This is a genomic window from Halobacillus sp. ABA4_118, from assembly GCF_056160205.1.
This window is the reverse complement of record NZ_JBSWWS010000001.1, coordinates 3,594,492-3,618,053: the sequence shown is the minus strand read 5'-3', so window position 1 is coordinate 3,618,053 and position 23,562 is coordinate 3,594,492. Positions and strand designations below refer to the sequence as shown.

The window sequence follows — 23,562 nt, the reverse complement described above, 5'->3', positions numbered from 1 at the left end:
ATGGCAAAAAATTTCGAAGAAAGCACCTCAGCTGATAAAACTTCTCTAGGTTTTGAGTATCAACATTATTATTTTATTTACCAATTATTGAAACTTAGAGAAGGAGAAAGTTTAGGATACGAGGTAAGAGACGATGTCCACATTGAAAGTAAAGAGGGTCTTGATTTAATTCAAGTAAAACATACTCTCAAAGAAAATAAAGATGGAACTATTGCAAATCTGACAGAGTTAGATGGGGATTTATGGAAGACTTTGAGTAATTGGATAAGTCAGATTGAAGAGAAAGATAATGCGCAAAGGTTTACTGAAAATACAAAATTCATTTTAGCTACAAATAAAAATGAAAGTAATAGAAATGAATTTTTATCTAAGCTTAAAAAATATCAAAATAAGAAAATCACTTTTGAGGAACTCTATATTTATATAGAAGAATTAATGGGAAAAACAAAAAACAGCGACATTAAAGGATATATCAGGAATATCTTAAAGGAAGAAGAAAATGTGCTATCCTTATTTTTTTTCAACATAAACTTTGAATATTCTATTGAGGACATTATTCAATTGATTAAGGATGAAATAAAAAATAATTTTATTTCTGAAGAAAGAATTGAGCAGGTTCTTTATTGTATTGAAGGCAATACAAGGATTTGGAAGTATGATCAAGTAAAAAAGTTTCAGAAGATAATAGTAAGCTATGATGATGCATTTACAAGGTTAAATAAATGTTTCGAGGATAGTCGGAGGAGAATATTACCTAAAAGATATGTAGATACATCTATTGAAAGTGTAGAAGATTTAACTCAATTACCTTTTATCAAACAATTAATAGATATTGAGGATGTTGAGGAGGATGACTTTACTCAAATGGCTGAATACAACACTCACATGTTAAAGCTTACAAATAATATGGAAAATTGGATTGCTGAAGGAGAGTTAACGGAGATAGATAAAAAAGACTTTATTGATAATAGTTACACACACTGGTCTAACTCTCATAAGAGGAACCATAGGGAAATTACAAGGTTGTTAAAAAGGTCTCCTGGTAACTTATCGGAAGAACAAAAGATAGATGCAGCCTTGAACTGTCTTGATGAAGTAAGGGGAATAGACTTGGAACTTGATGGGACAAAACTAGATATTCAATTAAGTAATGGTCAATTTTATTACTTATCAAATAGTGGGATGATAGGTTGGATCTATGACTGGAAGGATAAATACGGATGATGAAGAGCGACAACAATGTTTATACAATAAATAACGAAGCTATAGGTATGGTTGCCATATGTTCAGTTTTACAACATATGAAAAGTATTACAATATCCAAGTCAATGTTAATACTCCCGCTAGTGTTGCATGAACCAACAATGAATTACTTAAAATTAAAGAATGTCAACTTAAAGAGTTTAGAGCAACTAATTGCTGATAAGTACCATTTATTAGCCAATTTCAATAAGAGATATAAGAGTTTATTGCCTATTGGACTTAACTCTCTATTTCTATTAGAAGATATGGGTGTATTGGTAATAAATAACGGTGTTATAACCCTCCAAAAAGAAATTAATTTTGAGGAAGCTAAACTTGGAAAAAGAGGTAATAATGTAGTTAAATCAGCAATGAATGTAAGAAATGTCTTAGAAGCCGAAACAGAATTTCTATATCTTCAATTAAGGGTGGAACTATGAATTTTTCTATATTAAATATTTTATTGTGGTGTGAAAATGGTACTCTTAGAAAGCTTAAATTCGAAGAAGATAAAATTAATGTAATTACTGGAGAGAGTGGGACGGGCAAAACAGCTATTTGGTCAATAATAGATTATTGTTTGTTAAATTCAGACAAAATTAACATTCCTGAAAAGACAATTGGCGAAAATGTTATTTGGTATGGTATTAGAGTAAAGCTCAACAATCAAATTTACACTATTGCAAGAAATTCTTTCCTAGCAGAACAAAAGCCTGCCTCAGTATATTATTTTTCAGGGGAAGGAAAGATTCCAGAAGTCCCAATTGATAATATTAAAGAGCAAAATATAAGGAGAATTTTAGAGACTGAATTTTCTATAAATAACGATGTTAGAGTACCTTACGGAGGTAAGGCTATTAGAAAGGGTAGCAAGGTTTCTTTTAGGTACTTTCTGCTGTTTAATACACAGACCCAAAATGTAATTATTGATGACAATGTTTTTTTTGATAAACAAAGTAATACTAAGTACTCCGAAGCATTAGAAAGAATTTTTGATTTGGCTTTAACAATTGATACTATTGAAGGAACTTTAATTAGGGAAAAAGTTAACGAATTACATAAAGAATTAACCAAACTAGAAAGAAAAAAAGTTGCTTTCGAAAAGCAACAAGAAGTGTTTTATCAAGAACTATCAGAGTTAATTAGAAAAGCAAAAAAACATACTCTAATTGATGAGAATATAGTTGATTATAATGAAGCCCTAGATAAGTTAAGAGAAATTGTAGATGATAGATCGAAATTAAACGATAAGATGACTAATGACAATACTGAATTAGAGTCTTTATTATACAAACAAGGGCTCTTTAAGCGGAAGATTAGAAGCTTGAATAAGTTCATTAGTGAGTATAAAGAATATAAGTCAATTCTAAACAAGAATTACGAAAGTCTTCTACCTATTGAATACATTAAGAATAACGAAACTGAATTAATTCAAAATAGCAACTCTGAAGATTTCATAAACCAATTAGAGCGACAATTAAAGGATATAAAAATTATGATTAAGGAGAAGTCTCCAATAACTATACAAACTGATAATAAGATTAAAGAGTATAGAGAAGAATTGGAAAAAATCCAAACTCAAATTGATATGTTTAATAACGAGAGAACTGAACAGCATGATGATTACGTTAACAGGTATATGGTGTTGGGTGAAATAAAAACTAAATTGTCATTGTATGATACTCCTGAGTTAGTTGATGATTACGATGGTAAGATGGATGATATAGAAGAAGAACTCAAATTATTAAACCTCCAAATTAACTCAAGAGATGAAGTTAAGCAGACAATTCTTTCTTTACTACAAGAATTGATTCAAGAATATCTTGACAGAAGTAAGTTAGCTTTAGATAACTATTCAGGGTATAAAGCTGTATTCGACTATAAAAGAAAAGCGTTAAAATTAAGAGAACCTAACACTACAAATATTATTAATACAGTAGGAAGTAGCTCTAATGATTTATTTCTTCACATAGCACTTTTCTTAGGGATTCATGACTTGTTATTACTAAAAAAATCACCCTTTGTTCCACAATTCTTGTTCTTTGATCAACCTAGTAGACCCTACTATGACAGCAAGCCAGAATTAAATGAACCTTTACAAGGAACAGATAAACAAAAAATATCAATCGCATTCGATGTATTAAACTTCTTTATGAAAAAAGTGAAAGCAAGAGGGGATAAATTCCAAATGATTATTGTAGAACATATACCTAAGGAAATTTGGGAAGACCAAGGCTTAGAAAATGTTCATCTAGTAGAGGAATTTAGAGGCGGAAATAAATTAATTAGAGACGTAAATAAGTCGCATTAAGTATAAATAAACACAATGACTGTTTTTAGTTAGGATATAGGTGTAGGCGACAAAGTGACCTTTATTGTAGGGCCTCTTGTTGTATCCATTGGTATTCCCGTTGCGAAAATGTCCGGGCGCGGCCTCGGTCATACAGGCGGGACACTGGACAAGCTGGAATCTGTCAAAGGCCTTGAAATTGAGATGAGCAAAGAGAAGTTCATCGAGAATGTCAACAAATTCAAGCTCGCGGTTGCAGGACAGACAGGCAATCTGGCACCAGCTGATAAGAAGCTTTATGCACTGAGGGACGTAACTGGAACAGTCAACTCCCTGCCTCTCATCGCCGGTTCAATCATGAGTAAGAAGATTGCATCCGGGGCAGACAGCATCGTTTTGGATGTAAAAACAGGAACGGGTGCCTTCATGAAGACACTGGAGGATTCCGAAGCTCTTGCGCGTGAAATGGTTAATATTGGTAATAACCTGGGAAGAAAAACCGTAGCAGTGATCAGTGACATGAACCAGCCGCTCGGTTATGAAGTTGGAAATGCGAACGAGATTAAGGAAGCGGCGGAAATACTACAGGGAAGCCCTGTGGAAGACCTTCGTACACTATCCTTGGAAATCGCTTCCCATATGGCTGTACTGGCTGATAAGTTCCCTAGTTACGAGGATGCATATGAAGCGCTGGAAGCCAATATTGAAAACGGCAAGGCATTTCTATCCCTGCGCAACCTTATTGAAGCACAAGGGGGAGATGTATCCATGATCGACGATCTCTCCAAACTTCCGCAGGCGAAGTATCAAGTAGAAGTAAAAGCCGACAAAGATGGATTCGTTTCAGCTATTGACGCGGAATCCATTGGTGTTGCCGCTATGTACCTCGGTGCAGGTCGTGCGACAAAGGATGATGAAATCAACCATGGCGTCGGAATTACGATGAAGAAAAAGATTGGTGATTCGGTAAAAGCGGGAGAACCTCTCGTCGTTCTTCTAAGTGATGATGAACAGCCGGAAGACTCGATCCAAAAGGTCCAGCAGGCGTATACGATTTCGAACGAACAGGTGGAAAAACCTACGTTGATCCACAACATCATTAAATAAACCGGAAGACGGAGTCCCAGTGGCTCCGTCTTTTTTTATGGGGATGATCATAAAAAACATGCGGCAAAGAGGTTTGTATAGAAGATCATGGAAAGGGAAAGCTAGGGGCACTTACAGCTATATGGGAGGTTTAGGGAATGAGAAAATTAATAGGTGTCATCCTGACTATGTGTTTATCCGCCGCTGTCCTTCCGGCGGGCATATCAGCGGAGGAAAAGGCGTCATTGGATATTGTGAACTCAGCCAAATCGGCTGTGCTGATGGAAAAAAACAGCGGGCGGACACTTTTTGATAAGGATGCAGATAAGAAGCTGCCTCCAGCAAGCATGACAAAGGTCATGACGCTTTTATTGATCATGGAGGAACTGGAAAAGGGCGGAATCACTCTGGAGGAAATGGTCCGCGTCAGTGAACATGCCGCATCCATGGGAGGGTCGCAGATTTTCCTTGAAGCTGGGGAGGAGATGACAGTGGAAGACCTTCTCAAAGGAATCGCCGTAGCTTCCGGTAATGATGCCAGCGTAGCAATGGCTGAACGAATTGCCGGTAGTGAAAAAGAATTTGTAGCGATGATGAACAAAAAAGCAGAGGCGCTCGGTTTAAAAAACACCCATTTTGAAAATCCGACGGGACTACCGGCTGAAAACCACCTGAGTACCGCCCGTGATATGGCTGTTATGGCCCGTGAATTACTTCTCCACGATGAAGTAACCACCTATACAAAGATTTATGATGATTATCTGCGTAAAGGACAGGATAATGAATTTTGGCTGGTGAATACGAACAAGCTCATCAAAACCTATCCCGGAATGGATGGTTTGAAAACAGGCTACACCTCCGAAGCGAAATACTGCCTGACTGCATCCGCCCAGCGGAATGATATGCATATGATTGCAGTCGTTATGGGGGCGGCCACCCCGAAAGAGCGCAATGCTGATGTTTCGAGTCTGCTGGACTATGGGTTTTCCCAGTTTGAAGGTGTTAAGCTTTATTCCAAGGATGATGCGATGACAACGCTGAACCTGACAAGGGGAGAGCCTCGTCAAGCGGTGTTGAAACCGGAGAAAGATGTTGTTGTTCTGAAGAAGAAAAATGACAAAAAGACAGATTATGAAACAGAGTTGAAGGTAGACGACAGTCGAAGTCTTCCCTATGAAAAAGGGGCGCACATGGGATGGGTTGTTGTAAAAAATGGTGGTGAGGAAGTCGCCAAAGTACGTCTGGAAACTTCAGAATCAGTGGAAGAAGCAGGATTTTTCCAGTTATGGGAACGGTCCTGGAGGAATTTGACGAGCTTTCAGAGGTTTTAGCACTTTCCCACTAGTATTGTACCAGAGCAGGAAATGACTCAGAAAAGGACGAAAAGACTTAGGGACTCTTAAATGTCAGAGGAGGAATTCACTTGAGTCTTCAAAGTCAATTCGCTGTCAGGGAAAATGTTTTAATCGTTCGTTTAAATGGAGAGCTCGATCATCATGAAACAGGATACTTGAGGGAAGCCTGGCAGAAACATCTGGAAAATGAAGCGGTAGAACATGTGATCGTCAATTTGGAAAAACTATCCTTTATGGACAGTTCCGGCCTTGGTGTGATGCTTGGTCGTTATAAAGAAGTACAGGCTAAAGGGAATGTCATGGTCGTTTGTTCTGTATCCCCTGAAGTTACACGCTTGTTTGATATGTCCGGTCTATTCAAAATAATACAGCTGATGGATAATGAAGCCGCTGCACTGGAAAGTCTGGGGGTGGCATCATGCGGAATGAAATGACGCTTGAGTTTCTAAGTATCAGCGCCAATGAATCTCTGGCCAGGGTTTCCGTCGCTTCCTTCATCAGTCAGCTCAACCCGACGATGGAGGAGCTGACAGATATTAAAACCGTTGTATCCGAAGCGGTTACCAATGCGATTATTCATGGCTATGAAGAAAAGAATGACGAAAAAATTGTTCTTACCTGTGCCATGGATGGAGAAGAAATTGAATTGATTATCAAGGACCATGGGAGCGGTATTGATAATATCGATCTTGCCAAGGAACCCTTATATACCTCCAAACCGGAATGGGAGCGTTCCGGTATGGGATTTACAATTATGGAGAACTTTATGGATCAAGTGGATATCACATCTGAGCCCGGGGTCGGGACGACCATCCGTATGACCAAGCAGCTGACGTCCACCCGTGCGCTCTGTAATTGAGGCTGCGCCTATGGGAGATGCCACTAAAGAACGTCTGTCGGATAAAGATGTAAAGGCATTGATTAAGAAAAGTCAGGCAGGAGATCAAGAGGCCAGGGATTTTCTTGTTGAAAAGAATACCAGGCTTGTTTGGTCGGTGGTGCAGCGTTATCTGCGCCGGGGGTATGATCAGGATGATCTTTATCAAATCGGCTGCATCGGTCTTTTAAAGTCCATTGATAAATTTGATCTTAGTTATGATGTGCGTTTTTCTACGTACGCCGTTCCCATGATTATTGGTGAAATTCAACGGTTTATCAGGGATGACGGCAGTGTCAAGGTGAGCCGCAGCCTGAAGGAACTGAATCATAAAGTCCGGGCAAAAAAAGAAGAGCTTTTAAAGGAATATGGCCGGTCGCCAACCGTCAATGAACTGGCCGGAGCTCTCGGTATGTCCAAGGAGGAAATTGTCCAGGCAGAGGATGTCGGCCGGGCACCTCAGTCCATTTATGAAACCGTTTATGAAAATGAAGGAGACCCCATTACCCTTGTCGACCAAATCGCTGAGGAGGATGACAGCTGGTTTGATCAGCTTACACTGCAGGATGTCATGAGCCGGCTGGATAAACGGGAGCGTCTCATCATTTATCTCAGGTATTATAAAGACCAAACACAAACAGAAGTTGCTGAGAGGCTTGGCATATCTCAGGTCCAGGTGTCCCGGCTGGAGAAAAAGATTCTGGCGGATATGAAAGCTACCATGAATGATACGAGTTAAAGGACTGCGCCTGCTGAAGGTGCAGTTTTTTTATTGGACACCTGCTGCAGCGAGGAGAGGGTGGCGTATGATTTTCGCTGCACCACGCATAATAAACGTATCTAACCATTACAGGGGGCGGAAAAGATGGCAGCACCTGTCTATATTCGTCTGAAGCAGTCCATTTACGTTCATCCTCAGGCAGAAATTCGTCTTAAGGATACGGCTGGAATCACAGGGGCTGAACAGCAGATCGCCCCTTTGAAGGAAATCGTTCTGCATGCCGTGACACCCGAGGACCAGAACATTGTCGTCATTGATGCGTTCATGATTGTGGAGCAGATCCTTCATCAACAGCCTGGTACAGAAGTCCAATTGATCGGCCCATCCTGCTGCGTCGTGCATGTAGAGAAACACGGGAAGGAACCAAATCCCATGTTGATCAGTGCTATTTGGATCTTATTATTTATCGGAGCCGCCATGGCCATTATGAATTTCCATTTCGATGTCAGCATGCAGTCCGTGCAGCAGAAGCTGCACTTGATGCTGACAGGACGGGAAGCCGAATATCCATTATGGATACAAATTCCTTATTCGATCGGACTGGGAATCGGTATGATCTTATTTTTTAACCATTGGTTCCAGAAAAGGTTCAATGAAGAACCGAGTCCCATGGAAGTGGAGATCTTTAACTACCAGGAGGATCTGGATCATTATGTAGCCATTAAAGAAAATAAGGTGGAAAAAAAGGATGTGGATCGTTGAAATCTTAATCGGACTGGCTTCAGGGATTGCCGTCGGCACAGGATTTGTAGCATTCCTGACTGTCCTCGGTATTGTACCGCGTCTCATGCAGTTGAGCCATTCGGAATCAAAATTGAGGCATTACGAATGGGCGGTCATCAGCGGTGTGTTTTTCGGGATTTATTTATCATTTGGCAGCTTTCCTCTTCAGATGACATGGTGGGGGCTCGGCGTGTGGGGGCTGTTTCATGGGATCTTCATCGGTATGCTTGCAGCGGCTCTCACAGAAGTGTTGAACGTTTTTCCGCTGCTTTTTAAAAGGATAGGAGTCGATGGTTATCTTTTTACGTTATTAATGGCGCTGGTGCTTGGGAAAATCGCAGGTTCGCTGTTTCAATGGATCATTTTTGTCAGATAATCCGCAAATTGGAGGGATATGTATGGATAAGCAGCCTTTGAATGAGCAGAATTTTGAACATGCCGTCAAATCCTATCAACCGAAGCCGCCTTATGTAATGAACTGCATAAAAGCATTCATTGTAGGCGGCCTCATCTGTGTGTTTGGAGAATTGTTATCACAAATGTATATACATTGGTTTGACTATAATGAAGAAAATGCAATGAATCCTACCGTGGCCACCCTTATTCTCTTAGCAGCGCTCGCGACAGGTTTTGGTGTTTACGACAAGCTGGGGCAGTTTGCGGGGGCTGGATCGGCTGTACCGGTGACTGGTTTCGCCAACTCGATTACGAGTGCAGCCCTTGAACATAAATCGGAAGGCCTTGTTCTCGGGGTGGCGACCAACCTGTTTAAACTTGCGGGTTCGGTCATTGTCTTCGGTGTCGTGGCTGCTTATGTTTTAGGGATTTTCCGATACCTTTGGTCACTTATATTCTAGGAGGAAACAGGAATGGGTAAAGCTGGAAAGCACACATGGACATTTTCCAATCAAGTTTATATACAGGCTTCAGGTACAGCTGTCGGACCGATGGAAGGGGAAGGACCTCTCGGGTCGACGTACGATGTGATCCATGAGGAACTCCATTGTGGAGAATCCAACTGGGAACTGGCGGAAAGGAAGCTGATGTTCGATGCGGTATACGCGTGTCTCCAAAAAGCAGGAGTCGATCAGTCCGCCATCGATTTGTTCCTTGCGGGTGATCTTCTCAATCAAAACGTGACTGGAAATTACGTGGCCCGCCAGCTTGGTATTCCCGTTCTCGGCATGTTCGGTGCCTGCTCGACAAGCATGGAGACCCTGGCGTCAGGCGCGGCTCTTGTCGACAGCGGGTTTGCAGATCAGGCTTTAGTAGCGGTCAGTTCCCATAATTGTACAGCCGAACGCCAATTTCGTTACCCGACGGAATATGGAGGACAGAAGCCGAAAACAGCGACGTATACGGTAACCGGAAGCGGTGCAGCTCTTCTTTCCAGGACTCCTTCCCCTGTTCAAGTTGAAGCGGCAACAATCGGAAGGGTGGTGGATTATAACATCAAGGATCCTTTCGATATGGGATCCGCTATGGCTCCGGCGGCATGGGATACGATTAAAACCCACCTGGAGGATATGGGGAGGATGCCTTCGGATTATGATGTGATAGCTACGGGGGATTTATCATCTGTAGGTTCGCCGATTTTCAGAGATATGATGAAGCAGGATGGGTATGACCTTAGTGAAGTCCATAAAGACTGCGGCATGCTTGTCTATCACAGCGATCAGCCTGTATTTGCCGGGGGGAGCGGCTGTGCTTGTTCCGCTGTGGTTACGTATGGAAAACTGATACAGGATTTGATAAACGGAAAATATAACAAGGTGCTCGTTGCAGCCACCGGAGCTTTGATGAGTCCGATGATGATTCAGCAGAAGGAATCGATTCCAGGTATAGCGCATGCGGTTGTATTAAAGCGTGGGGAGGGAGCCTCATGACCTTTTTATGGGCTTTTATCGTAGGGGGAGGAATCTGTGTCATCGGCCAGATCCTGCTTGATGTATTCAAACTGACACCTGCCCACGTGATGTCCTCCTTTGTTGTGGCGGGGGCGGTTCTCGATGCTTTCGACATATATGATAAACTCATTGAGTTTGCAGGGGCGGGGGCTACGGTGCCGATTACCAGCTTTGGACATTCCCTTCTGCACGGAGCGATGGAACAGTCGGAAAAGCATGGGTTCATCGGAATAGCTGTCGGCATTTTCGAACTAACGTCTGCAGGAATTGCCTCTGCCATTTTGTTTGGCTTTATCGTTGCTGTGTTTTTTAAACCGAAAGGATAATGATGCCTCAAGGAGTGAAAGGAATGCAGGATCAAAAAGAAGCACCCATCGTTATGAAACTGGAACAGAATAGAAAAGCAATGAACGAGAGGATAGGGGTTGAACAATCCTTTGATCTTGGATTCCGCACCGTTCATATTCTTGGAACAGAAGTCAATGTGTATTATGTGACAGGTCTTGTAGAAACGCCCATCATAGTAGAAATTATGAGACAGTTGTTCGAATTGAATGAAGGTTCGGAAAAAGAGGATTCCATCCGCTCGCGGATCAAGAACGATATTCCACACCAGCAGGTGGAATCCTCTTCAGATATGAACCAGTGCATTACCCAGTTGTTATCCGGGCTGATCGTCATTTTTGTAGAAGGGGAGACAGAAGCGTTCATCGTGGATGTCCGTACCTACCCGGGCCGTACACCGGAAGAGCCGGATACAGAAAAAGTGATCCGCGGCTCCAGAGATGGATTTACCGAGAATATTATTGAAAATACTGCTTTAACAAGGCGGAGAATTCGTGATGAACGTCTTCGTCATGAAATTCTCCAAGTAGGAGAAAGGTCAAAGACCGATATCTGCATTTCTTATATCAAGGATGTCGCAGATCCCGGGCTTGTCGATTTGATTAAGAGTGAAATTAAAAACATCGATATCGATGGACTTTCCATGGCAGATAAGACGGTTGAAGAATTCCTCGTCAAGCAGGGGAGGAACCCGTTTCCGCTTGTCCGCTATACGGAGAGACCGGATGTGGCATCGTCCCACTTGTTTGAAGGGCACGTCGTCATTATGGTGGACACCTCCCCGAGTGTGATTATTACGCCGACGACCTACTTCCATCATGTTCAACATGCGGAGGAATTCAGGCAGGCACCGGCCGTAGGTACATTTGTCCGCTGGGTGCGCTTTTTTGGAATCTTTTCATCCATATTTGTACTGCCGCTCTGGATGCTTTTCGTAATGCAGCCGGATCTGCTCCCTCAGGCGCTGGCCTTTATCGGCCCGAATGAAGAGACGGCCATACCGATCATTATTCAAATTCTACTTGCGGATCTTGGTCTCGAAATGCTCAGGATTGCCGCCATTCATACCCCGACACCGTTATCGACAGCTATGGGTCTGATTGCGGCCGTGCTGATCGGGCAGATTGCTATTGACGTGGGGATGTTTGTCCCGGAGGTTATCCTCTATGTAGCCGTTGCCGCAATCGGGTCCTATTCCACTCCCAGTTATGAATTGTCCGTGGCCAATAAGATGGCCCGTGTGCTGTTTGTCATTTTAGTAGCCGCTTTTGGTATCAAAGGTTTAATGATCGGTTTCCTTGGCTTCGTTCTACTACTGGCTCATACAAAATCGCTGAACACGCCTTATCTCTGGCCTTTCCTGCCTTTCAATGCCAAAGCAGCGCTGCAGATTATACTGCGGCTCAGTATGCCGTCACTCAAGGTGCGGCCGAGTGTGGTCCACCCTCAAAATAACCAGCGGCAGAAATAATCATATTGCCGGTCTTTCAGCAATGTGATAAATTATAGACAATTAAAAAAATGTCCTTTACCAATAAAGGGCATTTTCTTTTTATTCCAAGTACATACGTTTGAACAAAAAAGGCGGGATGGTATGAATCACGAAGTAAATGAACAAGGGCAGCTTATGATTGCCGGAGTGCCGGCAAATGAGCTCGCCCACCACTACGGCACGCCGTTATTTGTCTATGATGTCGACCGAATCCGTGCGAATGCGCAGGCGTTTGTACGTACATTCGAAGAATATAACGTTCCTGCCCAGGTCGCTTATGCCAGTAAAGCTTTTTCTTCCACAGCGATCCTTCAAGTCGCCCATCAGGAAGGGCTTAGCCTTGACGTCGTTTCCCAGGGAGAGCTTCACACTGCTCTCGAAGCAGGTTTTCCAGTAGAAAAAATCCATATGCATGGAAACAATAAGAACATCCAGGAAATTGAGATGGCTGTGCGCTGCGGCATTGGATGCATTGTTGTCGATAACTTCTTCGAAATTGAACTGCTGAGCGCTGTATTGAAAAAACAAAATAAAACGATGGATGTGCTTCTTCGTGTTACACCAGGGATAGAAGCGCATACCCATGACTATATTCTCACAGGTCAGGAAGATTCCAAGTTCGGGTTTGACTTGAGCAGCGGCCAGGCCGAGGAGGCGTTTCAGAAAGTCCAGGAGGACCCGAATATACACATGAAGGGACTTCACTGCCACATCGGTTCCCAGATATTTGAAACGGATGGTTTTCAAATGGCTGCCCAGCGCCTATTCCGCACCCTTCACGAGTGGAAGGACACCTATCACTATGAAGCTTCTGTCGTCAATCTTGGTGGAGGATTCGGGATTCAGTATACGGAAGAGGATCAGCCGCTTGAACTGGATCAGTACGCACACGCTCTTATTAAAGAGGTGAAAGCCTTATCCCGTCAGTTCGACTACCCGATGCCTGAGATCTGGATTGAACCCGGTCGGGCGATTGTGGGAGAAGCGGGTACGACCCTTTATACAGTAGGTTCTGTGAAAAACATTCCGGACGTGCGGACTTATCTATCAGTTGATGGGGGAATGACGGATAACATCCGGCCTGCTTTATATAATGCAAAATATGAAGCCGCCCTTACGGAAAAAATGAATGAGCCTAAAGAAAATACCTATTCAATTGCCGGGAAGTGCTGTGAATCCGGAGATATGCTAATATGGGATGTGGCGCTTCCTGCTGTTGAGCATGGAGATACACTTGCAGTTTTCAGTACAGGAGCGTATGGTTATGCTATGGCAAGTAATTATAACCGCTTTCAAAAACCGGCAGTTGTGTTTGTGGAAAACGGGGAACATCAGCTGGTCGTCCAAAGAGAAAGTTATCAGGATATGACCAGACTGGATTTGTCATACGAGAATGGAAAGGGGAAAGAGAAATGAAACAAGCAACGATTCAATTTGAAAACGGTGAGAAAATGGTGGCTGAGCTTTATGAGGAAGCTGCGCCGAATACGGTAGCCAATTTCGAGAAACTGGCCAACGATGAGTTTTATGACGGCCTGACTTTCCACCGTGTTATTCCTGACTTTGTCATTCAGGGAGGCTGCCCGAACGGAACAGGTACTGGTGGTCCTGGATATACAATTAAATGTGAAACAGAAGGAAACCCGCATAAGCACGAGCGCGGATCCTTGTCTATGGCCCATGCCGGCAAGGACACAGGAGGAAGTCAGTTCTTTGTCTGTCATTCTCCGCAGCCTCACCTTGATGGCCGTCATACGGTATTTGGAAAAGTCATTGAAGGTGTGGATATCGTTGACCGTGTACGTGTCGGTGACGTTATGCAGAAGGTAAGAGTAGAAGATAAATAAGGTATTGGATGAGCCGGCTTGAAAAGACAATGACCCATTGTTGGATCAGCGGCTCCTCTTTTTCTGTCCGGCGGGGAGGAAAAGAGCGGTTACATCTGCTTATGAAATGAACGGTGAGTCATTCATTGAGAGAGGGAGACGTGAGGTGACCGGGTGTCCGCCTGATTCCCGTCACAGGCGCCATGCGTATCATTACTCGTAAGTAGTCTGTTGCGCTTGTGGAGAGAGGGTTGAATATTTCATCCTGTTGCTATATTCTTATTGAACGGGGATAAGAAATTCGTTCGACCGGGGGATACAAGATGAAATGGAAAAACTGGACACTGTTTACCATTCTCGCTTTATTCAGCATTGGCTGGGGCCTGTTTTACTGGTTTGGCATTGTTATGTAAAATCGTGGTGTCCGGCCTGACAGACAAGTGGACAATTACTTGAATAGAATGATATGACTTAAATGTATGTGGATAACCAATACGATTAGTTATTTCATAATTGAGGGGTTAATATGCTGATTCGATATAAAAAATCTTTTGAAAAGATAGCTATGGGTCTGCTTTCCTTTATGCCGGAAGTTACAGACGTCCGCAATCTGCAGGATGTCATCCGGCGGTATGATGCAGATCCTGACTGGTATCTGTTTTTATGGAAAGAAGAAGATATTCTGGGGGCGGTGGGCGTCCGTCTGGAGGACGGCAGAGCCGTCGTACAGCACGTCTCCGTTAATCCATCCCACCGTAATCAGGGGATTGGACGCAGGATGATTCAAAGCATCCGTCTTCACTTTAAAGATCAATGTGAAATCTGTGCTGACACAGCTACAGAAACGTTCATTGAAAAATGTGATGAGGAAAGTGCTTCTTCCCAGTTGTAAGATGAAAGAGGTGCCTCTGCGGCACCTCTTTTCTCATGGGAAAATTTATCTTCTGCGCTTATGCTTATGAATCAGTCTTTCATCTTCCATCCTGCTGGGTGACCCGAATGCCACTCCCCAACTTTGACAGATTTCATCAACATCCTGTAAAAGCTGTGGGTCCGTAATGGAAAAGTTCCAGCTTACATAAGGTTCACCGCTGCGTACACGACAGAGTTCTGAGGAAAGCTTTTGTTCCATGTGGACTGGATCAATCCCCAGATGTACAAGGGATTCCCGCTGTGCAGGCATATGATGGACGCACCTTTTTAAAAGAGTGACAGCGCCGTTTTGGTTGCCCCGCCGGTCATGGTACATAGCCACAGCTGTTTGTATAAGCAGAACCCATACAGACTGCCGGTTGCCGGGGTCTGTATTTTTCCAGTGCTCCTCGAGCACTTCGTGGCATTCAAAGTAATCCCTTGTCCCATGAAAATGGGCCAGAAATTCCAAGTAAAGAGATGGGTACATTGCAATTACTCCATTTCAAGCGGAAGCCTGTTGGTCCGCGTCATTTTTTCGAAACCGGCGTGCCCGCTTTCTATAGTTTATAGGATACACCCATTCATCTACAAGGGGCACCGTTTAGACCACCTGTTGGCATAAGAACATTTCTGATATGATAAAAGAGAAGAATCAGTGGTAAAGGAAGAATAACATGACAAAAAGCTACCAAGTGAAAGTGGAAGGCTTCGAAGGGCCTCTGGATCTTCTTTTACATCTTATCAATCGATACGAAATTGATATCTATGATATTCCTGTTTCACAGATAACGGATCAATACATGCATTACATTCACACGATGCAGGAATTAGAACTTGATCTTGCCAGTGAATATTTGGTGATGGCTGCAACACTGCTGGCTATAAAGTCACAGATGCTGCTTCCTCAGCCTCAAATGGAAGAAGATATGGAAGATATGGAACTCGAAGAAGACCCACGGGAAGAATTGATGCGGCGCTTGATCGAATACCGTAAATACAAGCAGGCCGCGGATGAATTGAAGCAGAAAGAGCTGGATGCCAATCGGATCTATACGCGTCCACCTTTAAGTGTAGAGGACCAGGAAGAGGAAAAGGTGGAAGTCCGTCCGGGAGAAGCATCGGTTTATGATATGATCCAGGCCATGGGCAGGCTGATGAAACGTAGTAAAGAAAAGCAGCCCGATGAAGCCAGGGTCCGGCGCGATGAAATTCCCATCCAGATGCGTATGGACGAAATATTACATCAAATGCAGCGTTCGCCAGAAGGGACTCCGTTTTACCAGTTGTTCGAAAAACGGACGAGGCCCCATATTGTCGTTACGTTCATTGCCCTTCTTGAGTTAATGAAAAGCAATGATATTACCTGCGTGCAGCAGAAGCATTTTGAAGAGTTAATTGTGTTTAAGATGGAGGATGCCCCATGGAATTAGAGGAATACAGAGCAATCATAGAAGGGGTGCTGTTTGCCTCCGGTGAAGAAGGAGTGCCGAAAAAGAAGTTGATGGATTTGTTGGGAATGGACAAATCTTCTGTAGATGATTTGATTGAGAGTATGCAGGAAGCTTATATGCATCCATCCCGGGGGCTGATGATTATGGAGTCCCAGGGGACCCTGCATCTCACAACGAAACCCGAGCATGCGTCCTACTACAAACGTCTGTTGGATTCCCCGAGCGCAACCAGACTTTCGCAGGCGTCTCTGGAAGCGCTGGCGATCATCGCATATCAGCAGCCGATAACGAGAATTGAAGTGGACGATCTGCGCGGGGTGAAAAGTGACCGCTCTATACAAACCCTTGTCAATAGAGGTCTGATTGAAGAAAAAGGACGCAAGGACGCTATTGGTCGTCCAATTCTTTACGGAACGACGAAGGACTTTTTGATTTACTTTGGTTTGACATCGATCGACGACCTTCCACCTCTTGAGGACCTGCAACACCCTGAGGATATGGCAGGAGATGCCGATCTTTTCTTTGAAACATTTGAGAAAGATCCATTAAATGATGAAGACTGACACTTGCTGCTCCTGATCCAGGGGCAGCATTTTTTTACGACTGGGCGGGAACTTCATGATTCATATGCCTGTACATTCAGGCATAAGGTGTAGCAAACGACTAGAATGGGAGGAGCTCCTCTTGAAAAGGTGTTTATATATGATTTTGACCGCCCTGCTCGCTTTCCAATGGTTTAGTTTACACCCGGTTCAAGCTGAAGGAGCGCTGTCTGTATCAGCCGAGCATGCGGTTTTGATGGATGCAGCATCCGGACGGGTCCTGTATGAAAAAGATGCCTACGAACCAGCTTTGATTGCCAGTACAACCAAAATCATGACGGCGTTGATTGCCGTTGAATCAGGCAAAATGGATGAGAAGGTTTCCGTAAGTAAGAGAGCCGTGTATACAGAGGGATCTTCCATTTATCTAACAGAAAAAGAAAGTATCCGCTTAAAGGATCTTGTTTATGGTCTCATGCTCCGGAGTGGGAATGATGCGGCGGTTGCTATAGCTGAACATGTGGGAGGAAGTGTTGAAGGCTTTGTCCAGATGATGAATGATAAGGCCGCATGGCTCGGTATGAATGACAGCCGGTTTGAAAACCCCCACGGCCTGGACGGGGAATCCCATCTTTCGAGCGCCTACGACTTAGGCCTGCTGATGGCTTATGCAATGAAAGATGAAACGTTTCGTGAAATTACGGGAAGCGAGTCCTACCTTTCAGAAAACAGGGACTATGCGTGGATGAACAAGAACAAAATGCTCACTCAGTATTATGATCCGACAAATGGTGGAAAGACAGGTTTCACCAAGGCAGCAGGACGGACGCTGGTCACCTCTGCTGCTAAAGAGGGAATGGAATTGATTGCGGTCACTTTGAATGCACCGGACGATTGGAATGATCATAGAAACATGTTCGAGTGGGGATTCGCCCATTTTGAAACCGTCCTTCTGCAGAAGAAAGGCACGGTGAACGTGGGGGGAGAAACCTATTATGTACCGAGAGATTTAGCTTATCCATTACTTCCATCTGAAAAAGAGCAGTTGGAGGCCGTGTTTTACCCTGTAGAAGAAGGGGCGGAAATCATGGCAGGGGTTACTTATTACAAGTCGGGCCGCGTCCCAATCGTAGAAGCAGCCGTTTGGAAAGAACGGCCGTCGCAGTCTTTTCTGCGGGAAGTCGGTGATTTTCTTCACCGGATGATGGGGGTGGCGCCATGGTCAACCTGATCTGGGCGCTTCTTGCAATCATCGGTATTGTTTATGCGGCATTCAACGGCACAATGAAAGAGGTCAACCAGGCGATATTTCAGACGCTGGATGAGGCTGTTATGATTACGATCAGTCTCGCGGGGGTGCTGGTGTTCTGGCTTGGGCTGATGAAGATCGCGGAAGAAGCTGGATTGTTAAGAGGACTTGCTGTGTTATTTAAACCTGTAGTCCGCCGGATCTTTCCAGATATCCCGGACAACCATCCTGCACTTGGATACATTTTATCGAACATGACGGCCAATATGTTCGGGCTGGGGAATGCAGCGACGCCGATGGGGCTGAAGGCGATGAAGGAATTGAAGGATCTATCCGGTTCGGACCATGCCAGCCGTTCCATGATTACCCTGCTTGCCCTCAACACATCCTCGTTAACGTTGATTCCTACAACCGTTATAGCGGTCAGGATGAAATATGGATCCTCTGACCCTACATCGATCATCGGGGCTACCATACTGGCCACAATCATTTCCACCTGCGCCGCCCTCTGCATCGACCGCTATTTTTATTACAGGAGAAAGCGGAGGCTTGGATTATGATCAGTATATGGCTGATTCCGGGAATCATCTGCCTCGTACTGGTCACGGCTACCATAAAAAAGATTCCCTCTTATGAGGTTTTCGTAGAAGGGAGTAAGGAAGGGCTGCAGATTGCTGTGTCCCTGCTGCCCTTCCTTCTAGGCATGATGGTATCCATCGCCGTCTTTCAGGCCTCAGGAGCTATGGGAGCGGTGCTCGTATTGTTCGAACCCGTTATGAATGCTTTCGGCGCACCGGAGGAAATTCTGCCGCTGGCTTTTATCCGGCCCATCTCGGGAACGGCCGCATTGAGTATGACAACAGAACTGATCCGCACGTTCGGCCCTGATTCTTTCATCGGCTATCTGGCATCCGTCATGCAGGGAAGCACAGATACTACGCTTTACATCATCACCGTCTATTTCGGTGCTGTAGGAATCAAGCGGATGGGCGATGCATTGAAGGTTGGACTCCTTGCAGATTTAGTTGGTATACTGGCATCAATCATAATTGTGATCATCCTATTCCAATGATAGGATGATTTTTTTGTTCAAACCTATATAGAATGTGTATAATGTAAATGGTATGTTCACTTGCTTAAGGAAAGCTGCAGGGGACATGAGAGATTTTAGAAACAGAAGAAAGTTGGTGACGGTCGTATGGCAGAGAAGGAACGACTACAAAAGGTGATCGCCCATGCCGGTGTTGCATCACGAAGAAAAGCAGAACAGATGATTTTGGATGGAAAAGTGAGAGTGAATGGTGAAATTACCACGGAACTTGGAACAAAGGTTGGAAAAAACGACGATGTTGAAGTGGAGGGTGTCCCGATCGATAAAGAGGAACCTGTCTATTTCATGCTCTATAAACCAAGAGGTGTGATTTCCAGTGTAAGCGATGACAAAGGCCGGAAAGTCGTAACGGACTTTCTTCCTGAAGTGAAAGAGAGGATTTTCCCGATCGGACGCCTGGATTATGATACATCCGGCTTGATCCTGCTCACTAATGACGGGGACTTCGCTAATATGCTTATGCATCCCAGCCATGAAGTCAACAAAGTATATATCGCAAAAACGAAAGGGATTCCGACGCCTGAACAGTTGAAGCAGTTGAAAAAAGGGATCACGGTGGACGGGGAGTATTTAAAAGCTGTCCATGCAAAAATCAACTCTACGGATTCCAGAAAAAATACAGCAATCGTTCAGGTTATTCTGCATGAAGGGAAAAACCGTCAGGTGCGCCGTATGTTCGATACCCTCGGTTTCCCGGTAGATAAACTGAAACGTGAACGATACGGAACGCTGGACCTTAAAGGGCTGAATGCCGGAGATTATCGTCCTCTGAAGCCTTTTGAAGTGAAACAGCTGCGCCAGCTCGCTGAAGAAAATGTTGAATAACGTTCATATTTTGACTTTCCAATCGATGATATAATGATCTGGGAGTGACGGCTATGAAAGAGAAAACCATCCGGAAAAAGAAAAAAAGGCTGATCTTCCGGGCTGCCATGCTGACGGTTATGATTGGCCTTGTCGTTTTTGCTCTCGTGGCAAATGGAAAAGAAGATCAGGTGGCTGTTGCCAAAGGGGAAGAGGCGCCTGATTTTCAATTGAAGAAATTCGGTACGGAAGAAACGGTTCAATTGAGTGATTTGGAAGGGCAGGGAGTCATGCTGAACTTCTGGGCCACCTATTGTGGTCCGTGCAAGGATGAGATGCCTTATATGGAAGAGTTATACGCCGAGTATAAGGAAAAAGGTGTGGAGATCCTTGCCGTCAACCTGGATTCAACAGAATTGGTTGTAGAAAACTTTGTGAATGAATATAACCTCTCCTTCCCGATTCTTCAGGATAAAAAAGGACAGGTGATGGATCTGTATAACATCGGTCCGATCCCTTCGACCTTATTCATCAATCCGGAAGGTGATATTGAAGAGCAGGTGATCGGCCCGCTGACATTGGAAAAACTGGAGGGGTACCTGCAGGAGATTTCACCAGAGGAATAGAGTCTACTTATATATTGTGAGGTTTTATTATGAATGAGATTACCTGTGAGTGTGGACACGTAAACCCCGAAGGTACCGTTTTATGTGAGTCCTGCGGAAAACCGATCGAGGGGAATCAGCATATTGACGGCAATGATCAGAAGGAATTGCTGAACATGCGCTATGATGGCAGTGCCCGCAGGTCCCAGACGTATAACCGGACGATGGTTGATAAAATATGGAATTTCTTTTCCTCTGTTAAAGTGGGCGTTTGGCTCATTTTTATTACTGTCATAGCTTCAGCAGTAGGAACGATTTTTCCACAGGAAGTGTTTATACCTGGGAATGCTGATCCGGCCACCCACTACCGGGATCAATACGGAATCGCAGGTCAGATTTATTATCAGCTTGGTTTTCATGATTTATTCAGTTCCTGGTGGTATATGCTGCTGATTGCCATGATCGGTATTTCCATCGTTATTGCCAGCATCGACCGATTTTTTCCTCTATACAAAACCTTGAAAAACCAGAAGCCGAAACGGCATGAGTTGTTTATGAAGAAACAGCGGGTGTTCGGAACGACAGAAACTCAGAAAGTGGATGTGGAGCGTTTCAAAACCAACCTGAAGAAACGGCGTTTTCGTGTGTTTGAACAGGATGGTCATCTGCTGGCGGAGAAAAACCGGTTTGCCCGGTGGGGACCGTATGTCAACCACATCGGCCTGATCATTTTTCTGATCGGGGCTCTTCTCCGATTCGTCCCGGCTTTTTATGTCGATGAATTCATCTGGGTCCGGGAAGGGGAAACCATTTTAATTTCCGGAACGGATGGGCAGTATTATATTGAAAATAAAGCTTTTACACTGGAAACGTATGACAAGGATAATCCTGATGATGCCCGGTTTAAAGAAGCGATTGAAAATCAGAATGGAGCCATTCCTAAAACCTTCCGGACGGATGCTGTGATCTATGAGCGCACCAATTCGGATGTCCCGGGAGCTGAACCGGAGCTGGAGCAGGTCAAAGAAGGGGCATCCACGATGAACAATCCTTTGAAATTCGGTGATTATGCCCTTTATCAAGCCAGTTATCAGCTGAATGAATTCAAAGAAATGTCCTTTAAGATTCATGACAAGGATGACGAATCGACCAACTATGGAGAATTCACCGTCGATCTGACAGATCCTCAATCTACATATGAACTGGACGGAGGCTACAGGGTGGAAATCGCCAACTATTTTCCTGATTATGAACTGGAAGATGGGGAACCGGTTTCCGTGTCGAAGTATCCAAGGAACCCGGCCTTTGTTTTTCAATTATTTCCTCCAGGGGAGTCTGAACCTGAAACCAGTTTTCTCGGTATAGGAGCCAATGTTGATGCTGGTGGTGAAAATGAGTACAAGCTCGGTCTGACTGAATTTGATGTCAGGGATGTGACCGGTCTGACCGTGAAAAAGGATGAAACGCTCTGGCTGATTGCTTTTGGAGGCGCTGTCTTTATGATCGGTGTTGCCCAGGGCATGTACTGGAACCACCGCAGAATCTGGCTTCAGCCTAGAAGTGATGGTGTCTGGATTGCAGGGCATACGAATAAAAACTGGTATGCATTAAGGATGGAGATTGATAAAGCGATTGAGGGAACAGGAATAGAAGCTCCCGTCGATCAGCACGAAATGAAATCATAGAGTCAGGAGGATGAACATGGGAGATTTAACGACCATAAGCAGTAACCTGCTTTATGCGGCATTTTTCATCTACTTGACGGCTACCTTTTTCTTCGGGGGAACAATAAGAGATAAGAAGAAAGGCAGCAGCAGAGTGGCTGGAAATATCGGTATTACGATTACCATCATAGGATTTCTTACGCAGCTTGGATATTTCTTTACAAGGTGGGGAGCAAGTGGTCATGCCCCAGTCAGTAATTTGTTTGAATACACGACATTCTTTGGGATGATGCTCGTTTTTGCTTTTATTGTCCTTTACTTTATTTACCGTGTGGATCTGCTGGGTCTGTTTGCCCTGCCGATTGCTCTGCTTCTCATTGCATTTGCGAGCATGTTTCCGACAGAGATTTCACCTCTCGTCCCGTCCCTGCAGTCGCACTGGCTTTATATTCATGTAACGACAGCTTCTCTCGGTCAAGGAATCCTGTCCGTAAGCTTTGTCGCCGGTTTAATCTTTCTTATCCGGCAGGTGGATCAGACGAAACGATCCAAGCATACGATGTGGCTTGAGTTTGTCATCTATATCATTGCCGCTACAGTTGCGTTTATCGTACTTTCCTCAACCTTCAGTGCTCTTAATTACCAGGCGGATTTTGAAGCACCAGTCGAAGGACAGCCGATGACCATCACCTATGAGATGCCCGCCATTGCAGGCCCTGCTGGAGGGGAATTACTGACTGAAGATGCGGTATCTCCTTTGTTTGATGCTCCTGAATGGATGCGTGGCGAAGATGCAGCGAAGAAATTCAATACATTCCTCTGGGCTGTCGCTGGCGGACTTGTTCTTTACTGGGGCTTACGCCTCGTTTTCCGCAGACGTATTGCGGCTGTCATTCAGCCGCTGTTGAAAAAGGTTAATCCTGAGCTTGTTGATGAAGTGTCTTACCGGGCGGTAGCCATCGGGTTTCCGGTCTTTACGCTCGGGGCACTGATCTTCGCTATGATTTGGGCCCAGCAGGCATGGGACAGGTTCTGGGGCTGGGACCCGAAAGAGGTCTGGGCTTTGATCACCTTCTTCTTTTATGCCGCTTATCTGCACCTCCGCCTTTCCCGCGGATGGCAGGGGATGAAGTCTGCCTGGCTGGCTGTTGGTGGTTTCGGTATCATTATGTTTAATTTGATCGCCGTTAACTTAATCATTTCAGGTTTGCATTCTTATGCATAAGATCAAGGGCAGACGGTTTTGAATCGTGCTGCCCTTGCTGTACATTCAATCGATTTAAATGGTAATGGAGGA

General features: G+C 44.4%; 26 protein-coding genes and 1 pseudogene. 26 read left to right on the top strand and 1 reads right to left on the bottom strand.

The genetic code is table 11. The annotated features are described in order from the left end of the window. The 17 genes and pseudogenes from ACXAGL_RS18560 (at position 1) to ACXAGL_RS18480 (ending at position 14,816) form a co-directional block, all read left to right on the top strand. Entirely contained in the window at positions 1–1,224 is a 1,224-nt protein-coding gene (locus ACXAGL_RS18560; protein ID WP_474992079.1) for a hypothetical protein, read from the top strand. Continuing rightward, a complete protein-coding gene (locus ACXAGL_RS18555) occupies positions 1,221–1,682 on the top strand; it encodes a three component ABC system middle component (RefSeq protein WP_474992078.1) in 462 nt (153 codons plus the stop codon). Before ACXAGL_RS18560 ends, ACXAGL_RS18555 begins: the two co-directional genes overlap by 4 nt. Further along, positions 1,679–3,553, top strand: coding sequence for a DUF3732 domain-containing protein (locus ACXAGL_RS18550; protein ID WP_474992076.1), 1,875 nt, complete (start codon positions 1,679–1,681; stop codon positions 3,551–3,553). Before ACXAGL_RS18555 ends, ACXAGL_RS18550 begins: the two co-directional genes overlap by 4 nt. 39 nt (positions 3,554–3,592) lie before the next feature. After that, positions 3,593–4,639: pseudogene (locus tag ACXAGL_RS18545) on the top strand (thymidine phosphorylase); the annotation flags it as partial. Between the two features lie 137 nt (positions 4,640–4,776). Then, complete coding sequence (locus tag ACXAGL_RS18540) at positions 4,777–5,949, top strand: D-alanyl-D-alanine carboxypeptidase family protein (RefSeq protein ID WP_474992074.1); 1,173 nt, start codon at positions 4,777–4,779, stop codon at positions 5,947–5,949. Between the two features lie 92 nt (positions 5,950–6,041). Continuing rightward, positions 6,042–6,407: an anti-sigma F factor antagonist gene (spoIIAA, locus tag ACXAGL_RS18535; RefSeq protein WP_474968741.1), complete on the top strand. Its 366-nt coding sequence runs from the start codon at positions 6,042–6,044 to the stop codon at positions 6,405–6,407. Then, positions 6,392–6,832 (top strand): anti-sigma F factor, encoded by a 441-nt coding sequence (gene spoIIAB / locus ACXAGL_RS18530; RefSeq protein WP_474992073.1) that lies wholly within the window; start codon positions 6,392–6,394, stop codon positions 6,830–6,832. The genes spoIIAA and spoIIAB overlap by 16 nt, the downstream gene beginning before the upstream one ends. Positions 6,833–6,842: 10 nt before the next feature. Next, positions 6,843–7,589, top strand: coding sequence for an RNA polymerase sporulation sigma factor SigF (sigF, locus tag ACXAGL_RS18525; protein ID WP_474968739.1), 747 nt, complete (start codon positions 6,843–6,845; stop codon positions 7,587–7,589). 126 nt (positions 7,590–7,715) lie between these two features. Continuing rightward, entirely contained in the window at positions 7,716–8,333 is a 618-nt protein-coding gene (locus ACXAGL_RS18520; protein ID WP_474992071.1) for a stage V sporulation protein AA, read from the top strand. Next, positions 8,320–8,730, top strand: a complete 411-nt coding sequence (locus ACXAGL_RS18515; RefSeq protein WP_474992069.1) for a stage V sporulation protein AB — start codon at positions 8,320–8,322, stop codon at positions 8,728–8,730. Before ACXAGL_RS18520 ends, ACXAGL_RS18515 begins: the two co-directional genes overlap by 14 nt. Positions 8,731–8,752: 22 nt before the next feature. Then, positions 8,753–9,211 (top strand): stage V sporulation protein AC, encoded by a 459-nt coding sequence (gene spoVAC / locus ACXAGL_RS18510; RefSeq protein ID WP_474968737.1) that lies wholly within the window; start codon positions 8,753–8,755, stop codon positions 9,209–9,211. Between the two features lie 12 nt (positions 9,212–9,223). After that, the gene (spoVAD, locus tag ACXAGL_RS18505) at positions 9,224–10,240 is read left to right on the top strand and encodes a stage V sporulation protein AD (RefSeq protein WP_474992067.1); all 1,017 of its coding nucleotides are present in this window, start codon (positions 9,224–9,226) and stop codon (positions 10,238–10,240) included. Next, positions 10,237–10,587: a stage V sporulation protein AE gene (spoVAE, locus tag ACXAGL_RS18500; protein ID WP_027954476.1), complete on the top strand. Its 351-nt coding sequence runs from the start codon at positions 10,237–10,239 to the stop codon at positions 10,585–10,587. The genes spoVAD and spoVAE overlap by 4 nt, the downstream gene beginning before the upstream one ends. Before the next feature lie 23 nt (positions 10,588–10,610). Next, complete coding sequence (locus tag ACXAGL_RS18495) at positions 10,611–12,077, top strand: spore germination protein (protein ID WP_474992065.1); 1,467 nt, start codon at positions 10,611–10,613, stop codon at positions 12,075–12,077. Between the two features lie 123 nt (positions 12,078–12,200). Continuing rightward, on the top strand, positions 12,201–13,514 hold the full coding sequence (lysA, locus tag ACXAGL_RS18490; protein ID WP_474992063.1) for a diaminopimelate decarboxylase: 1,314 nt from the start codon (positions 12,201–12,203) through the stop codon (positions 13,512–13,514). Continuing rightward, complete coding sequence (locus ACXAGL_RS18485) at positions 13,511–13,945, top strand: peptidylprolyl isomerase (protein ID WP_027954473.1); 435 nt, start codon at positions 13,511–13,513, stop codon at positions 13,943–13,945. Before lysA ends, ACXAGL_RS18485 begins: the two co-directional genes overlap by 4 nt. A gap of 505 nt (positions 13,946–14,450) precedes the next feature. Then, positions 14,451–14,816, top strand: a complete 366-nt coding sequence (locus ACXAGL_RS18480; RefSeq protein WP_474968731.1) for a GNAT family N-acetyltransferase — start codon at positions 14,451–14,453, stop codon at positions 14,814–14,816. 45 nt (positions 14,817–14,861) lie between these two features. Here ACXAGL_RS18480 and ACXAGL_RS18475 read toward each other — a convergent pair whose 3' ends face one another. Further along, the gene (locus tag ACXAGL_RS18475; protein ID WP_474971362.1) at positions 14,862–15,326 is read right to left on the bottom strand and encodes a DUF309 domain-containing protein; all 465 of its coding nucleotides are present in this window, start codon (positions 15,324–15,326) and stop codon (positions 14,862–14,864) included. A 187-nt stretch (positions 15,327–15,513) separates the two neighbouring features. On the opposite strand from ACXAGL_RS18475, the gene ACXAGL_RS18470 reads away from it, so the two are divergent. The 9 genes from ACXAGL_RS18470 (at position 15,514) to ccsB (ending at position 23,490) form a co-directional block, all read left to right on the top strand. Then, positions 15,514–16,269, top strand: a complete 756-nt coding sequence (locus ACXAGL_RS18470; RefSeq protein ID WP_474992062.1) for a segregation/condensation protein A — start codon at positions 15,514–15,516, stop codon at positions 16,267–16,269. Beyond that, positions 16,260–16,853: an SMC-Scp complex subunit ScpB gene (gene scpB, locus ACXAGL_RS18465; RefSeq protein WP_474992060.1), complete on the top strand. Its 594-nt coding sequence runs from the start codon at positions 16,260–16,262 to the stop codon at positions 16,851–16,853. Before ACXAGL_RS18470 ends, scpB begins: the two co-directional genes overlap by 10 nt. A gap of 139 nt (positions 16,854–16,992) precedes the next feature. Continuing rightward, on the top strand, positions 16,993–18,063 hold the full coding sequence (locus tag ACXAGL_RS18460) for a D-alanyl-D-alanine carboxypeptidase family protein (protein ID WP_474992407.1): 1,071 nt from the start codon (positions 16,993–16,995) through the stop codon (positions 18,061–18,063). Next, complete coding sequence (locus ACXAGL_RS18455; RefSeq protein WP_027954467.1) at positions 18,051–18,641, top strand: nucleoside recognition domain-containing protein; 591 nt, start codon at positions 18,051–18,053, stop codon at positions 18,639–18,641. The genes ACXAGL_RS18460 and ACXAGL_RS18455 overlap by 13 nt, the downstream gene beginning before the upstream one ends. Continuing rightward, the gene (locus ACXAGL_RS18450) at positions 18,638–19,153 is read left to right on the top strand and encodes a spore maturation protein (protein WP_474968726.1); all 516 of its coding nucleotides are present in this window, start codon (positions 18,638–18,640) and stop codon (positions 19,151–19,153) included. The genes ACXAGL_RS18455 and ACXAGL_RS18450 overlap by 4 nt, the downstream gene beginning before the upstream one ends. Positions 19,154–19,279: 126 nt before the next feature. After that, positions 19,280–20,017, top strand: a complete 738-nt coding sequence (locus ACXAGL_RS18445) for a pseudouridine synthase (protein WP_474992058.1) — start codon at positions 19,280–19,282, stop codon at positions 20,015–20,017. A gap of 53 nt (positions 20,018–20,070) precedes the next feature. Further along, positions 20,071–20,622 (top strand): thiol-disulfide oxidoreductase ResA, encoded by a 552-nt coding sequence (gene resA, locus ACXAGL_RS18440; protein WP_474992056.1) that lies wholly within the window; start codon positions 20,071–20,073, stop codon positions 20,620–20,622. A gap of 29 nt (positions 20,623–20,651) precedes the next feature. Next, positions 20,652–22,286, top strand: coding sequence for a cytochrome c biogenesis protein ResB (resB, locus tag ACXAGL_RS18435; protein WP_474992054.1), 1,635 nt, complete (start codon positions 20,652–20,654; stop codon positions 22,284–22,286). Positions 22,287–22,302: 16 nt separating this feature from the next. Continuing rightward, positions 22,303–23,490 carry a c-type cytochrome biogenesis protein CcsB gene (gene ccsB / locus ACXAGL_RS18430; RefSeq protein WP_474968721.1) on the top strand — a complete coding sequence of 396 codons (1,188 nt, stop codon included), beginning with the start codon at positions 22,303–22,305 and terminating at the stop codon, positions 23,488–23,490. Positions 23,491–23,562 lie beyond the last annotated feature (72 nt).

Coding starts and splice junctions, on each gene's coding strand:
- ACXAGL_RS18560 (WP_474992079.1), top strand. CDS start 1: ATGGCAAAAAATTTCGAAGAAAGCACCTCAGCTGATAAAACTTCTCTA.
- ACXAGL_RS18555 (WP_474992078.1), top strand. CDS start 1,221: ATGATGAAGAGCGACAACAATGTTTATACAATAAATAACGAAGCTATA.
- ACXAGL_RS18550 (WP_474992076.1), top strand. CDS start 1,679: ATGAATTTTTCTATATTAAATATTTTATTGTGGTGTGAAAATGGTACT.
- ACXAGL_RS18540 (WP_474992074.1), top strand. CDS start 4,777: ATGAGAAAATTAATAGGTGTCATCCTGACTATGTGTTTATCCGCCGCT.
- spoIIAB (WP_474992073.1), top strand. CDS start 6,392: ATGCGGAATGAAATGACGCTTGAGTTTCTAAGTATCAGCGCCAATGAA.
- sigF (WP_474968739.1), top strand. CDS start 6,843: ATGGGAGATGCCACTAAAGAACGTCTGTCGGATAAAGATGTAAAGGCA.
- ACXAGL_RS18520 (WP_474992071.1), top strand. CDS start 7,716: ATGGCAGCACCTGTCTATATTCGTCTGAAGCAGTCCATTTACGTTCAT.
- ACXAGL_RS18515 (WP_474992069.1), top strand. CDS start 8,320: ATGTGGATCGTTGAAATCTTAATCGGACTGGCTTCAGGGATTGCCGTC.
- spoVAC (WP_474968737.1), top strand. CDS start 8,753: ATGGATAAGCAGCCTTTGAATGAGCAGAATTTTGAACATGCCGTCAAA.
- spoVAD (WP_474992067.1), top strand. CDS start 9,224: ATGGGTAAAGCTGGAAAGCACACATGGACATTTTCCAATCAAGTTTAT.
- spoVAE (WP_027954476.1), top strand. CDS start 10,237: ATGACCTTTTTATGGGCTTTTATCGTAGGGGGAGGAATCTGTGTCATC.
- ACXAGL_RS18495 (WP_474992065.1), top strand. CDS start 10,611: ATGCAGGATCAAAAAGAAGCACCCATCGTTATGAAACTGGAACAGAAT.
- lysA (WP_474992063.1), top strand. CDS start 12,201: ATGAATCACGAAGTAAATGAACAAGGGCAGCTTATGATTGCCGGAGTG.
- ACXAGL_RS18485 (WP_027954473.1), top strand. CDS start 13,511: ATGAAACAAGCAACGATTCAATTTGAAAACGGTGAGAAAATGGTGGCT.
- ACXAGL_RS18480 (WP_474968731.1), top strand. CDS start 14,451: ATGCTGATTCGATATAAAAAATCTTTTGAAAAGATAGCTATGGGTCTG.
- ACXAGL_RS18475 (WP_474971362.1), bottom strand. CDS start 15,326: ATGTACCCATCTCTTTACTTGGAATTTCTGGCCCATTTTCATGGGACA.
- ACXAGL_RS18470 (WP_474992062.1), top strand. CDS start 15,514: ATGACAAAAAGCTACCAAGTGAAAGTGGAAGGCTTCGAAGGGCCTCTG.
- scpB (WP_474992060.1), top strand. CDS start 16,260: ATGGAATTAGAGGAATACAGAGCAATCATAGAAGGGGTGCTGTTTGCC.
- ACXAGL_RS18460 (WP_474992407.1), top strand. CDS start 16,993: ATGATTTTGACCGCCCTGCTCGCTTTCCAATGGTTTAGTTTACACCCG.
- ACXAGL_RS18455 (WP_027954467.1), top strand. CDS start 18,051: ATGGTCAACCTGATCTGGGCGCTTCTTGCAATCATCGGTATTGTTTAT.
- ACXAGL_RS18450 (WP_474968726.1), top strand. CDS start 18,638: ATGATCAGTATATGGCTGATTCCGGGAATCATCTGCCTCGTACTGGTC.
- ACXAGL_RS18445 (WP_474992058.1), top strand. CDS start 19,280: ATGGCAGAGAAGGAACGACTACAAAAGGTGATCGCCCATGCCGGTGTT.
- resA (WP_474992056.1), top strand. CDS start 20,071: ATGAAAGAGAAAACCATCCGGAAAAAGAAAAAAAGGCTGATCTTCCGG.
- resB (WP_474992054.1), top strand. CDS start 20,652: ATGAATGAGATTACCTGTGAGTGTGGACACGTAAACCCCGAAGGTACC.
- ccsB (WP_474968721.1), top strand. CDS start 22,303: ATGGGAGATTTAACGACCATAAGCAGTAACCTGCTTTATGCGGCATTT.